The 12,994-nt window shown below is 67.6% G+C and carries 11 protein-coding genes; 8 read left to right on the forward strand and 3 right to left on the reverse strand.

Annotated elements, in window-relative coordinates; translation table 11 throughout:
- The first annotated feature begins 51 nt into the window (after positions 1-51).
- The 7 genes from K678_RS02960 to K678_RS02990 all read left to right on the forward strand — a co-directional run bounded on the left by K678_RS02960 (position 52) and on the right by K678_RS02990 (position 6,707).
- Positions 52-288 carry a HypC/HybG/HupF family hydrogenase formation chaperone gene (locus K678_RS02960; RefSeq protein ID WP_021130974.1) on the forward strand — a complete coding sequence of 79 codons (237 nt, stop codon included), beginning with the start codon at positions 52-54 and terminating at the stop codon, positions 286-288.
- Entirely contained in the window at positions 285-1,427 is a 1,143-nt protein-coding gene (gene hypD, locus K678_RS02965) for a hydrogenase formation protein HypD (protein WP_021130975.1), read from the forward strand. The genes K678_RS02960 and hypD overlap by 4 nt, the downstream gene beginning before the upstream one ends.
- On the forward strand, positions 1,424-2,470 hold the full coding sequence (gene hypE / locus K678_RS02970; protein ID WP_021130976.1) for a hydrogenase expression/formation protein HypE: 1,047 nt from the start codon (positions 1,424-1,426) through the stop codon (positions 2,468-2,470). The genes hypD and hypE overlap by 4 nt, the downstream gene beginning before the upstream one ends.
- Positions 2,471-2,691: 221 nt before the next feature.
- Complete coding sequence (locus tag K678_RS02975; RefSeq protein ID WP_021130977.1) at positions 2,692-3,336, forward strand: hypothetical protein; 645 nt, start codon at positions 2,692-2,694, stop codon at positions 3,334-3,336.
- Between the two features lie 141 nt (positions 3,337-3,477).
- Positions 3,478-4,890, forward strand: a complete 1,413-nt coding sequence (locus K678_RS02980) for a sensor domain-containing diguanylate cyclase (RefSeq protein ID WP_021130978.1) — start codon at positions 3,478-3,480, stop codon at positions 4,888-4,890.
- Positions 4,891-4,944: 54 nt separating this feature from the next.
- On the forward strand, positions 4,945-5,346 hold the full coding sequence (locus K678_RS02985; RefSeq protein WP_021130979.1) for a DUF3574 domain-containing protein: 402 nt from the start codon (positions 4,945-4,947) through the stop codon (positions 5,344-5,346).
- Entirely contained in the window at positions 5,343-6,707 is a 1,365-nt protein-coding gene (locus K678_RS02990; protein ID WP_021130980.1) for a glycerate kinase type-2 family protein, read from the forward strand. Before K678_RS02985 ends, K678_RS02990 begins: the two co-directional genes overlap by 4 nt.
- On the opposite strand, the gene K678_RS02995 is transcribed toward K678_RS02990, so the two are convergent.
- On the reverse strand, positions 6,700-8,304 hold the full coding sequence (locus K678_RS02995) for a helicase HerA domain-containing protein (RefSeq protein ID WP_021130981.1): 1,605 nt from the start codon (positions 8,302-8,304) through the stop codon (positions 6,700-6,702). The genes K678_RS02990 and K678_RS02995 overlap by 8 nt on opposite strands.
- Before the next feature lie 248 nt (positions 8,305-8,552).
- Between K678_RS02995 and K678_RS03000 the strand changes: the two genes are divergently transcribed.
- Entirely contained in the window at positions 8,553-9,434 is an 882-nt protein-coding gene (locus K678_RS03000) for an ROK family protein (RefSeq protein WP_021130982.1), read from the forward strand.
- A gap of 167 nt (positions 9,435-9,601) precedes the next feature.
- Here the strand turns inward: K678_RS03000 and K678_RS03005 are convergent, their stop codons facing one another.
- Both K678_RS03005 and K678_RS03010 read right to left on the reverse strand, forming a co-directional pair.
- Complete coding sequence (locus tag K678_RS03005) at positions 9,602-10,432, reverse strand: c-type cytochrome (RefSeq protein ID WP_021130983.1); 831 nt, start codon at positions 10,430-10,432, stop codon at positions 9,602-9,604.
- A 31-nt stretch (positions 10,433-10,463) separates the two neighbouring features.
- Positions 10,464-12,938 (reverse strand): helicase-related protein, encoded by a 2,475-nt coding sequence (locus K678_RS03010; protein ID WP_021130984.1) that lies wholly within the window; start codon positions 12,936-12,938, stop codon positions 10,464-10,466.
- Positions 12,939-12,994: the final 56 nt, after the last annotated feature.

The following is a 12,994-nucleotide window of genomic DNA, read 5'->3' on the forward strand; positions in this document are numbered from 1 at the left end:
CCCGGCGAACCTTTACACGACCGGTTCGCCGGGATCTCTGGAGTTTCGACGATGTGTCTCGCCATTCCCGCCGAAGTGATCGAACTGCTCCCCGACGAGATGGCGCGGGTCAGTCTCGACGGCATCGTCAAGACGATCTCGGTCGGGCTGCTCGACGAGGTGGCGGTCGGCGATTACGTCGTCGTTCATGTCGGCCACGCCTTGGCCCGGATCGACGAGGCCGAGGCGCGGCGGACCCTGGCGCTGATCGCCGAGATGGGGCAGGGGACGACGGAGGCGGCACGATGAAGCATGTCGAGGAATATCGCGACGGGGCCTTGGCCCAGGGGCTGGCCGCCGCGATCCGGGCCGAGGCCGATCCGGCCCGATCCTATCGCCTGATGGAATTTTGCGGCGGGCATACTCACGCCATCGCCCGCTATGGGCTGGAAGATTTGCTGCCGCCGCCGGTCCGCCTGATCCACGGCCCCGGCTGTCCGGTCTGCGTCCTGCCGGTAGGGCGGATCGATGCCGCGATCCGGCTGGCGACCCGGCCTGGACTCACGCTCTGCACCTATGGCGATCTGATGCGGGTGCCCGGCTCGCACCGCGACAGCCTGCTGAAGGCGAAGGCTGCCGGAGCCGATATCCGGATGGTCTATTCGACCCTCGACGCGGTCGCGATTGCCGCGCGCGAGCCAGAGCGCGAGGTGGTGTTCTTTGCGATCGGGTTCGAAACGACGACGCCGCCGACGGCGATCGCGATCCGCGAGGCTGAGCAGAACGGACTGACCAACTTCTCGGTCTTTTGCAACCACGTCCTGACCCCCGCCGCGATCCGGGCGATTGTCACCGGACCCGAGGCGGTCCGCGACGGGGTCGCCATAGATGGCTTCATCGGCCCGGCCCACGTCTCGACGGTGATCGGCTCGGACGCCTATCGCTTTTGCGCGACCGAGTTTTCCAAGCCGGTGGCGATCGCCGGGTTCGAGCCGCTCGATGTGCTTCAGGCGGTGCTGATGCTGGTGCGCCAGATCAATCAGGGCCGCCACGAAATCGAGACCCAGTACATTCGCGCCGTCACCCCCACCGGCAACCGCAAGGCCCAGGCCCTGGTCGCCACGATGTTCGAGCCGCGTCCGTCGTTTGAATGGCGCGGGCTGGGGGCGCTGCCCGATAGCGGTCTGCGGCTGCGTCCCGCCTTTGCCCGCTTCGATGCCGAGACCCGCTTCGAGGTCGACACCGTCCCCGCCCCCGACCATCCCGGCTGCGCCTGCGGAACGATCCTGCGCGGGGCGAAACGGCCCGAGCAATGCAAGCTGTTCGGCACCATCTGCACCCCGGACAGCCCGGTCGGAGCCTGCATGGTCTCGTCCGAGGGGGCGTGTGCCGCGCAATGGAGCTATGGCCGCTTCCGCCGTCCCGCCGCCGAACGGGTGTCGGCATGAGCCCGCGCGACGCCAAGCCCCGGCTTGACCTGTCCGGCCGGGTCGAAATGACCCACGGCGCGGGCGGGCGGGCGATGGCCCAATTGATCGAGGCGATCTTCAAGCCCGCGCTCGCCAACGATTTCCTGGCCCAGGGCAACGATCAGGCGGTGATGCCGCTGCCCGGCCCGGGGCGGCTGGCGATGTCAACCGACGGCTATGTCGTCTCGCCGCTGTTTTTTCCGGGCGGCGATATCGGCTCGCTGGCGATCCACGGCACCATCAACGATGTCGCGTTGTCGGGGGCGGTGCCACTCTATCTCTCGGTCAGCGTCATCATCGAGGAAGGCTTTCCCCTGGCCGATCTGGCCCGGATCGCCGACAGCATGGGGGCAGCGTCGCGCGCCGCCGGGGTGCCGGTCGTTACCGGCGATACCAAGGTGGTCGAGCGCGGCAAGGCCGACGGAGTGTTCATCTCGACCGCCGGACTCGGACTGGTGCCGCCCGGCTTGGTCCTGTCGGGCGACCGCGCCCGCCCCGGCGACCGGGTGATCCTGTCTGGCTCGATCGGCGATCACGGCATCGCGATCTTGTCGTCTCGCGAGAATCTGGAGTTCGAGACGGCAATTCTGTCGGATTCCGCCGCCCTGCACGGTCTGATCGCGGCGATGGTCGCCGCCGCCGGGCCGCATCTGCGGCTGATGCGCGATCCGACCCGGGGGGGGCTGGCCGCGACCTTGAACGAGATCGCCGATCAATCCGGGGTCGGAATCGTGATCGAGGAAGCGGCGATCCCGGTCAAGCCGCAGGTCGCGGCGGCGTGCGAGTTGCTGGGGATCGACCCCTTGACCGTCGCCAACGAGGGCAAGCTGATCGCGGTGGTCGATCCGGCCGGGGCCGAGGCTGTGCTGGCGGCGATGCGGGCGCATCCGCTGGGGCGGGAGGCGGCGCTGATCGGAACCATCGGGGAGGACGATCAGCACTTTGTCCAGATGCGGACCGCGTTCGGCGGCGGGCGCATCGTCGATTGGCTGGCGGGCGAGCAATTGCCCCGCATCTGCTGACCGTCTTTGCGTCCCGGCGTCAGGTCCGCACCTCGATTTCGATCTCGTCGTACCGGCGGTGCCAGGGGACGGACGCGCCCCCGGCGGGGTGGCCGCCCCGCACCAGCGAAATGGGTACTATCCGGCTCTCAGCGTCTTTGATCGCGATCGTTATGGTGGTGGTGAAACCGGTCCCGCCCGATGATCCGGAAGGCGGGTGCTTCTGAGGAAAGGTGGTCGGGATGGCGAGACTCTCCTTTCAGGAAAACCGCCGCTACAAACGCTATGAGTCCCAGCAAAAGGGAATCATGACGAACCGGAACGGTGTCAACGCGCTGTGCATCATCCGCAATTTCGGCCAAGGCGGGACGCATCTGGCGATGATCGGATCGAAGAACCCCGACCCAGGCGGTCTGATCGGCTTGATCGCGCAGAACCAGACCTATGATTGCGCCGTCGTCGCCAAGGACCCAGACGGGATTCACTGCAAATTCCTCTCGCCGATCGATGAAGAGAATTTGCGAATCTTCGGGCCGGAACGTCCGCCGATCACCCCGGAACGGGGTGTCTGGCTGGATCGGACAATTGCGCGGGAAACGGTTCCTTCCGCGCTGTCCGCCCCGTCGCCGGGGGCACAACGCGCCTTGCCGCCACAGCAATCGGGGGAAAGCCTGCCGGTCAACCTGATCGGTTCCTCCCTGTTCGGCCGCATCTATGCGGAAGGCTGGGCGGTCGGCCGCGACCAGATCGATCCGGTTTTCGCATCCTTGACCGCGACGATGGCGGCGCTGAACCCTTACCGCCTGCCTCCGGAAAGCGATTGCTGGAATGCCGGATTTCGCGACGGCCTATTGATTCCGCTCTGGCTTATAGGGCAATCGCCTTAGGCGCGAAATGCAATCTTCACATTTGAAGCTTTCGGTGATAGAGAACCAAGAGGGGTAGAGGTCTTATTCTATCGTATTAGCGGTCCGGGGCGTGGGGTGGACGCGAACAAGGGCATCGCACAAAGGTTGCCGATCCCAGGGGTGGAGCGGTGGCTGCAACAACACGGCGGGCATTTTTGCCTTGCCGTCCTGGCGTGGCTTGGGCTGTGGGCTCTGTCGCAGATTCTGGGCTATGACCGCCATGCCAGCCTGTGGTTCCCCCCGTCTGCTCTCGACGTCGCCCTGTTTCTTGCTTTTGGCCGCGCGGCAATTCCGATGGTCTGGGTGGGCGCTGGCTCTCCCGCTTTTGTGAGCGGTCTGTGGCTGGGGAATTCGGTCGATCCCGGCCTGATCGCCCTGGGGTTGGTCTATGGCGCGATCCATGTTCTCGCTTATGGCGGCTTCGCCTGGGTGTTGAGGCGGGGGAGACCCGCCCGGGCCAAGGTCGATCATGTCGAAGTCGCTTTTCTCACCGCGCCGCTGTTCTGTGGGGTGGTGGCGATCGCCGGTACGCTCAATCTTGCCGCCTTTACCGATGTTACCGTGCCGCAGGCGCTTGGCCTGGCTCCCGGTTGGTGGATCGGCGATCTGATCGCGGTCAGTACGCTGACACTGCCCTTCCTCTACATCATCGATCGGCGCGGGTTTCAAAATGCGTTTCAGATCGAGGCCGTCCAGTGGATGGGGCTGACGACGCTTTTCTTCTGCGTCTCGTCCTATCTGGTTTACCGGTCCGCCGGGTATATCCCGGAATCGCTGGTGGCTTATCTGCAACTGATCCCGCTGTTGTGGGCGGCGCATCGGCTGTCCCCGATCTCGATCGCGATTTTGGTGTCTTGGTCGGAGTTTCTGTTTGTCGTCCGGGGGATGCTGTTCGGGGTGGGGGCCGAGGCCTTTGATTATCAGTGCGCGATGCTGGCGATCGGCGCGATCGTCTATGCCGGAACCGCAATTCCCGCGCTCAGGGCCGAGCGGACCTATTTTCAGCGGCTGGCCCTGACCGACGCTCTGACCGGATTGATGAACCGGACCAGCTTTTACGCGCTGGCCGAATCCGAACTGGCCCGCAGTCGCCGCCGCATGGGGGCGTTGTCTCTGGCCATTCTCGATCTCGATTTCTTCAAGCGGATCAACGACACGCTGGGCCATGGCGTCGGCGATCAGGCGCTCCGTCAGGTTGCCGATTGTCTGACGCGTGAGGTCCGCACCGGCGATCTGGTCGCGCGGTGGGGCGGCGAGGAATTCGTCGTCTGTTTTCCCGATACCGCGCTTGGAACCGCGATGGAGATTTCGGAACGGTTAGGCAGCGCGATTGCCGCCCTTTCCGTCGGTGACGGAGACATCCGGGCGATGCTGTCGGCCAGCATCGGCGTTGCCGAAATCGGGCCGGACGAAACTCTGTCCGAGGCGATCTGCCGGGCTGACAATGCGCTTTATGCCGCCAAGTCGTCGGGCCGCAATCGGGTGTTAAGCGCCGCTTTCCCGCCGTTGGACGCGGTTTCTGCCGTCGGTTAGCATCCGGGGCCTGCGGTGCTATCATCGGCTCCGGACGACGAAAGGAGTGCGGCGATGAAACGGGTGGTGTTGGCTGTGGTGCTGGCCGTTCTGGCGGGCTGTGCCCCCCGGCCCGAGACCGAGCCGGTTGTTGTCGAACTGGTATTCGGCCTGGCGACGGCGCGGGGCGACGAGGTGTCCGCCGGGAATTGGAACGCGTTCCTGAACGATGTGCTGGCGCGGCAAACCCCGGGCTTTACCGTGATGGATTGCCAGGGCGGCTGGATCAGCGGCGGCGCGGTGGTGCGCGAGGGCTGCAAATACGTGATCGTGATGACCGACCGCGCCGGGCTGCCCGCCTTGGCCGATGCGGTCGAGGCCTATCGCCGCCGCTTTGACCAGGACAGCGTGTTGTGGATGGAGCGGCCGTGTCCGCCCGAGCAATGCCGCTATGAGACCGGATCGAGCGCGCCGTGAGTGGCGATCCGGCCCGCGCCGATCTGGCCGCGATCTTTCAGGCCGCGCTGGGGCGGGTCGATCCCTATAAGATGATCGTCGACCACCTTCGGCTGGAGGGGAACCGTCTGGTCGCCTCGTTCGAGGGACTTTGCCACGACGAAGATCTGGACCGCTACGACCGCGTTATGGTGCTGGGGGCGGGCAAGGCGGCGGCCCGGATGGCCCGCGCCGTCGAACAGGTGCTGGGCGACCGCATCAGCGGCGGGCTGGTGGTGACTAAATACGGCCATGGCGAGCCGCTGGAACGGATCGAACTGGTTGAGGCCGGGCACCCGACTCCCGATGACAATGGCGTTAACGCCGCGCGGCGGATTGCCGCCCTGGCAGAGGCCGCGTGCGCCCGCACCTTGGTGCTGATCCTGATTTCGGGCGGTGGCTCGGCCCTGCTGTGCGCCCCGGCCGAAACGGGGGACGGAGCGCCGAGTCTGGCCGACAAGCAGGCGGTGACCGCCGCTCTGCTTGCCTCGGGGGCGGCGATCGGCGAGATCAATTGTGTCCGGAAGCATCTGTCGGCGCTGAAAGGCGGCGGGCTGCTGCGCTTGCTGGCTCCGGCCCGCTCATTGACCCTGATCCTGTCCGATGTCGTCGGCGACCGGCTCGACGTCATCGCCTCGGGCCTGACCGCGCCCGATCCCACCACCTTTGCCGAGGCTCTGGCGATCCTTGATGCCTATCGGCTGCGCGAGCGGGTGCCTGAGGCGGTGCGGCTCCGGCTGGAGCAGGGGGCGGCGGGGCGGCTGCCCGAGACGGTGAAGCCGGGTGATCCGGTGCTGGCGCGTGCCACCAATTGCCTGATCGGCACCAACCGCGCCGCGCTCAATGCCGCCTGCGCCGAAGCCCAAGCACGGGGCTATCGCCCGCTGCCGCTGACCAGTACCCTGACCGGCGAAGCGCGCGAGGTGGCCAAGGCTCTCTATGCGATTGCCCGCGACGTTCGCGACCATGATCTGCTGGCCGCCCCGCCGGTTTGTCTGGTGGCCGGGGGCGAGACCACGGTGACGGTGACCGGACCCGGTCTGGGTGGCCGCAATCAGGAACTGGCGCTGGCGTTTCTGGCCGAGATGGGGCGCGATCCGCGTCGGGGCGAGGGCATTGTTCTGCTGTCGGCGGCGACCGATGGCGGCGACGGTCCCACCGATGCCGCCGGAGCCTTTGCCGCGACCGAGGTCCTGGACCGTGCCCAGGCCGCCGGTCTGTCGGTCGAGGCTGCCTTGCGTGCCAACGATTCCTATCGCTTTTTTGACGCCACCGGCGATCTGCTGAAAACCGGGCCGACCCTGACCAATGTCTGCGATCTTCAGATGATCCTGGTCAGGTGATCCAGGGCATCGCCTCGGTGGTATCGCCCGGCGCGGTCCGCCATTGCAGCTCGGTGAGGACGACGACCCGCTGGCCGTTCAGTTCCTCATAGATTTCGACGATGCCCAGCGCCTGCATCCGCGCCAGCAGCCCGAGGGCGCGGCGCGGCGAGTGGGTGCCGCAGGCCTGGGCGATCATCTGATCGGTCGGGCAGGGCAAATCCTGGATCGCCGCGCTGGCGAGGTGAAGGAACAATCCCTGGAACGCCTCGTCGAGACGGTTGGCAATCGCCACCGCCTGGGGCCAGCCCGGCAATTCGGCGACCGCCGGGGTGATCCCGGCCTGGGCCAGCACCAGCCGCCGCCGGAAATGCACGATGTCGAGCACCCGGCCGGACAGACGGCGCTTGCGGCAGCGGGCGAGGAACTCGTCATACAATTTGGCGACCGAGCGTCCGGTCGCGCCGGGTTCGCTGAACAGGGCCTCCAGCACCGCTTCGATCCCGTCCTTGGCTCCGGTCTCAGAGGGGCTGGGCGGGGGGGCCGCCGCCACCGGGCGGGGAGACGGCGGCGGCGGGAGCGCGTCGCTGTCCGTCTCAGGCTGGGATGCGGCCTCGGTTTCGGTTTCCGTCTCCGTCTCGGGCAAAGCCTCGGCGGCTTCGTCCTCGCCGTCTTCGGCGATAGGGGTGGGCTGGGGCCGCTCGGCCATCGAGGCCAGCAGCGCCTCGGTTCCCATCGTCTTTTCCGGGGTGTAGCGGGGAATCTGCGGCGCGTTGGCCTGGAACAGCAGCCCCCGCGCTTCTTCCTGCGAGCGTTCGGGCAATGGCAGAAGCTTGGCTCCACTGGCGTTGCTGTGGGTGCGGACCTCGCCGATGCTGATCGAAATCGGGCGGCGTGACAAAGCGGGGCCGAGGCCGACGAAACGGCCGCATTCCAGATCGCGGAACATCTCGGCCTGACGGCGGTCGATCCCCAACAGATCGGCGGCGCGCTGCATGTCGATATCGAGGAAGGTTCGGCCCATCAGGAAGTTGCTGGCCTCGGCGGCAACGTTCTTGGCCAGCTTGGCCAGACGCTGGGTGGCGATGATCCCGGCCAGACCGCGTTTGCGGCCTCGGCACATCAGGTTGGTCATCGCTTCCAGCGAGGTCTTGCGCGATTCGTCCGAGACCTCGCCCGCCACCGCCGGTGCGAACAATTGCGCCTCGTCAACCACCACCAAAGCCGGGGTCCAGAACTGGCGGTCGATGTCGAACAGGGCGTTGAGGAACGCCCCGGCATAGCGCATCTGCCGCTCGGTATCGAGATGTTCGAGCGTCACCACCACCGAAACGCGCGATTGCCGGGTGCGGCGGGCGATCTGGCGCATCCCGTTCTCGCTCTGGGACGCGGCGTCGATGACGATGTGGTTGAACACCTGGGCCAGACTGGCGAAATCGCCCTCGGGATCGACGACGACCTGCTGGACCGCCTGGGCGCTCTGCTCGATCAGGCGGCGCAGCAGGTGCGACTTGCCCGAGCCGGAATTGCCCTGGACCAGCAGACGGGTCGACAGCAGCTCTTCAATCGACATGAAGGCCGGTGCGCCGGAGGTCGTGGTGCCAAGAACAATATTCACGTCAGAGGCTCTGCTTGTGGTTCGGGGGGCAAGGGGTTCGGGGGCGCGCTCGGATCGACGCGGCCGGAAGGGGCGCGGCGGGGCAGGGGACGGTCGGAACGCGGGGGGGCAGTCTTACGCCAACCCTGTCCCTTTCTTCAATCGGGTTTCGTTGCCGGGGGCGTTCGCCGCTCTGACCCACCGTGATTTCAGGCTATGCTCACCGGATCGGCGTGGGCCGGTCAAGGCGTGGAAAAGACGAGGATCGGATGCGGATCGGGATTGATCTGGGCGGCACCAAAACCGAAGCGATTGCGCTGGATGCGGCGGGGCGGATCATAGTGCGGCGGCGGGTGCCCAGCGGCAAGGATTACGCCGCGACCCTGGCCACCATCCGTGATCTCGTCGCCTCGGTCGAGCAGGAGATGGGGCAGACCGGGACGGTCGGGATCGGGATGCCGGGGGCGATCAGTCCGGCGACCGGGCTGGTCAAGAACGCCAACTCGACCTGGCTGATCGGCCATCCGCTCGGGCGCGATCTGGCTGAAATGCTGGGGCGGCCGGTGCGGCTGGCCAACGATGCCGATTGCTTTGCCCTGTCCGAAGCCCGCGATGGCGCCGGGGCCGGAGCCCGCGTGGTGTTCGGCGTCATTCTCGGCACCGGGGTCGGCGGCGGCATCGTTGTCGATGGCGCGCTGTTGTCCGGCCCGAATGCCATTGCCGGGGAGTGGGGGCATATCCCGCTGCCCTGGCCCGAGGGAGACGAGCGCCCCGGTCCCCTTTGCTATTGCGGCCGCAGCGGCTGTATCGAAACCTTTCTGTCTGGCCCGGCGCTGGCCCGTGACGACGGACGGGGCCTTGATGCTGCTACCATCGCCACCATGCCCGAGGCTCCCTCACTGCGGCGCTATCACCACCGTCTCGCTCGCGCCCTGGCCCAGATCGTCACCCTGCTCGATCCCGATGTGATCGTGTTGGGCGGCGGCCTGTCGCAGATCGGGTCGCTCTACAGCGCCATTCCGGCCCTGTGGGGGCAATGGGTGTTCTCCGATAGTGTCGCGACCCGGCTGGTGCCGCCCCAACATGGCGATTCCAGCGGGGTGCGCGGCGCGGCGTGGCTGTGGGGGGCTGACCCGGACAATGGGTGCTAGAGTTTGTCCGGGTTAAGGGAAATACCCGACCCGTCATGGCCGGGCTTGACCCGGCCATCTCCATGGAATCTCCTAATCCACTGTTTCCAATGACTTTTTGTCCAACCGCATCGACCCCCGGGTCAAGCCCGGGGGTGACGGCGCCAGACGCTAAAGTCTGATAAACTCTAACGCCGCCCGGCCTGATAGCTCAGCCAGGCGATAATCGCATCAATGTCGCTGTCGGGAAGATCGGCTGGGGAGAAGGCGGGCATCCTGCGTTCGGGCCAGGACCGCACCTTGGCCGGATCGCGCAACAATTGGCGCAGCGCGGCGGGCTGGAAATACTGCACCGGGTTCAGCGGCTGTCCCAGATCGGGGCCGATCTCGGACTCGCCTGCGCCGTTGAAGCGATGGCAGGCGATGCAGATTTCGACAAAGCGGTCCAGGCCGCGCCGGATCGGGTCGTTTGCCGCGACCGTCGCCGCCACCGCCAATTGTGGCCAGCGCGAGGCCGGGCTGGCGACGATTCCCAGCGCGGCGATGCGATAGGACCAATATTCGCTGCTGATCCGGTCGCTCCCGGCCTGACGCCACACCAGATAGAATGGCCCGGCGCTGGCGGTCTGGGCGGCTCCCGGCAGGATCGGCCAGGGAGCCTCGGGCGGCTCGAGCGCCAGGAAGGCCTCGGCACCGCCAGCCCCGCTTTGGGTCAGCAGACGGGCGGGAATGCTGACCGAAAACCCATCGGTGGCGCGGAGCTGAACATGGTCATCGGCCCCTGGTCGTGCGTCCTTCAGCAGCCGGGCCGCCGGGATCGCCCGATAGGTCATCGTCCGGTGATAGACCGGGTCGGGGGAGAGGGTGACATCGATCGTTGCGGGATCGGCGAGCAGCGCGCCCAGGCGGTAAACCCGCTCGCTGGTGCCGTCGGCGACGGTCAGGGTCGGCTCCGCCGCCCCGGCGGCCAGACTCCAGCCAAGGATCAGGACAAAGACAATCCGGTGGAGGCAAGGCATCGCGGGGTTCCTCCTGGGGGCAAAGTGCCGGTCATCGCTTCCGCTGCCGCAGTACCGCGAAGGGCGAGTCCGGGGCAGGCCGGGGCGGTCGCCGGGCCGGGGCCGACTTCCGCCGCATGGGGCGCAGCCGAATCGTGCCGTCCTCGGCGGGGACCGGCTCAAAGCCCAGTCCGGCCAGCAGACGCAGCCTCAGGTCCAGCGCCAGCCGCAGATCGGGCAGGGACGGCGTGTCCGGGGCGAAGGGACCGTCACGGCCCAACCGCCGCGCTTCGGCGGCAAAGCGTTCCAGGCTGTCGGCACGGACGGCGATGCCGCCCCGCACCGGATAGCCGACGGCCTCATAGAACGCGGCGGGCAGGGTGGGGTCGCAGGCAAGGGCGATCCGCCGCCCCGGCGGGGCGGGCGGCGTCCGTTCCTGCCCGATCCCCCACAACAGGGCGCGGACCCGCTGCGCCTTGGGCGTCAGCAGGGCCGGCATGAACACGCTTTCCCGCCCGAGGCGGATGCCGAGACGGGCCAGCGCCTTGCGGCCGCTTTCGTCCAGGGCGGCGATCTGCTCCCGTGCCGTGGCCGAGACGAGCGAGCCCAGACCCTCGGCAAGCTGAAAGACCAGACCCCGCGCCGCGCCATCCAGCGGAGCCTCGCGGGCGGCGATGAGCGGGGCCAGGGCGTGGGCGACCAGCGCCTGGGCGGTTTCGGTGAGGCGACGGCGCAGCCGCTCGCGTGCTGCCGGTTCGATCAGGTCCGACACCAGCGGATTGGCCAGCGGCCGCACCGGATCGGCCCCGGCCTCCAGCCGTGCCACCAGCGCTCCGTTCCAGGCGATCCCGTCGGCTTCCAGCGTGAACGCCGCGTCCGTGTCGGCCAGCAGGCGGTCAAGCCGGGCGACGATCTCGGTCTTCAACGCTCGCTGGGCGGCGGCGGCGACCGTTTTAGCCGCTCCGGCTCCCTCGGTCTGGTCGGGGACGAAGGCAAAGCCGACCAGTTGGCCGACATAATGCCCCTCGACCCGCACCTCGCCCGGCCCGGTGATCTCGGCCGTCATCGCTTCGGGCTGACGCAGGCGGCGCATCAGCACGGCAGTGCGGCGATCGACGAAGCGATGGGTCAGCCGCTCGTGCAGCGCGTCGGACAGCCGGTCCTCGATCCCGCGCGTCAGTCCCTGCCAATGGCCGGGATCGTCAACCCAATGGGCGCGGTGGGTGACAAAGGTCCAGGTGCGGATCGCGGCGATACGGGCGACGATGGTGTCAATTTCGCCGTCGGTGCGGTCAAGCCGGGCGATATTTTCGGCCAGCCAGTCGGTCGGCAGCCGTTCGGACGCTCCGGCGAGGTGGGTGAAAATCCGCCCGAGCAGGCGGGGATGGGATTCGTCCATCACCTTGCGGAAATCGGGGATCTGGCATACCTCCCACAGCAGGCGGACCCGCTGCGGCGAGACCGCTAACTGGGCGATCGCGGGATTGGCGGCCAGCGCGGCCAACGCCAGATGATCGTCGGCGGTGCGCGCCCGGATCAGCCCGGCGCGGTCGGGGGCACGGTCCAGGCTGGCGAGCAAGGCAGGCACCGAGGCAAAGCGCAGATCGGCATTGCGCCACGACAGCGCCTTTAACGGCTCGAAGCGGTGGTTCTCGACCGCCAGGGCCAGATCGGGATCAAGTGGCGGAGAATCAGCGGTGGTGCCAAAGCTGCCATCGTTCATGTGACGCCCGGCCCGTCCGGCGATCTGAGCGATCTCGGCGGGGGCCAGCGGGCGGGGGGCACGGCCGTCGAACTTGGTCAGGCTGGCAAAGGCGACATGATCGACATCAAGGTTTAGCCCCATCCCGATCGCATCGGTGGCGACGATGTAATCAACCTCGCCCGCCTGATACAGCCCGACCTGGGCGTTGCGGGTGCGGGGACTGAGCGCACCCAGCACCACCGCGACGCCGCCCCGTGCCCGGCGGACGCTTTCGGCCAGGGCATAGACCTCCGAGGCCGAGAACGCCACCACCACCGAGCGCGGCGGCAGTCGGTCCAGCTTGCGCGGGCCGCTGTGGGTCAGGTTGGACAGGCGGGGGCGGGCGACGAACTCGACCTCGGGGACAAGGCGGCGCAGCAGGGGGCGGATCGTGTCGGCCCCCAGAAAGGCGGTCTCGGCCTCGCCCCGCGCGTGGAGCAGGCGGTCGGTGAAGACGTGGCCGCGTTCGGGATCGGCGCAAAGTTGGATTTCGTCGATCGCCAGAAAGGCAACGCGGCGGTCGAGCGGCATCGCCTCGACGGTGCAGACGTACCAGCGCGGATGCGCCGGGACGATCCGCTCTTCGCCGGTGATCAACGCGACCGACCCGGCCCCGCGCAGCCGGACGATGCGGTCATAGATTTCGCGGGCCAGCAGGCGCAGCGGAAAGCCGATCATCCCGCTGGCATGGCCCAGCATCCGCTCGAGCGCGAAATGGGTCTTGCCGGTGTTGGTCGGGCCGAGAACGGCGATAATCCGGCCGGGATCGTTTCTGCTGCTCATGAGCCCGGATCATCTCCCCTTGGCCGCTCCGGCTCAAGGGGAGACGTCGGTGGCCG

The organism is Magnetospirillum fulvum MGU-K5 (genome assembly GCF_000442515.1).
GTDB classification, from domain to species: Bacteria; Pseudomonadota; Alphaproteobacteria; order Rhodospirillales; family Magnetospirillaceae; genus Phaeospirillum; species Phaeospirillum fulvum_B.

Coding starts and splice junctions, on each gene's coding strand:
- K678_RS02960 (WP_021130974.1), top strand. CDS start 52: ATGTGTCTCGCCATTCCCGCCGAAGTGATCGAACTGCTCCCCGACGAG.
- hypD (WP_021130975.1), top strand. CDS start 285: ATGAAGCATGTCGAGGAATATCGCGACGGGGCCTTGGCCCAGGGGCTG.
- hypE (WP_021130976.1), top strand. CDS start 1,424: ATGAGCCCGCGCGACGCCAAGCCCCGGCTTGACCTGTCCGGCCGGGTC.
- K678_RS02975 (WP_021130977.1), top strand. CDS start 2,692: ATGGCGAGACTCTCCTTTCAGGAAAACCGCCGCTACAAACGCTATGAG.
- K678_RS02985 (WP_021130979.1), top strand. CDS start 4,945: ATGAAACGGGTGGTGTTGGCTGTGGTGCTGGCCGTTCTGGCGGGCTGT.
- K678_RS03000 (WP_021130982.1), top strand. CDS start 8,553: ATGCGGATCGGGATTGATCTGGGCGGCACCAAAACCGAAGCGATTGCG.
- K678_RS03005 (WP_021130983.1), bottom strand. CDS start 10,432: ATGCCTTGCCTCCACCGGATTGTCTTTGTCCTGATCCTTGGCTGGAGT.
- K678_RS03010 (WP_021130984.1), bottom strand. CDS start 12,938: ATGAGCAGCAGAAACGATCCCGGCCGGATTATCGCCGTTCTCGGCCCG.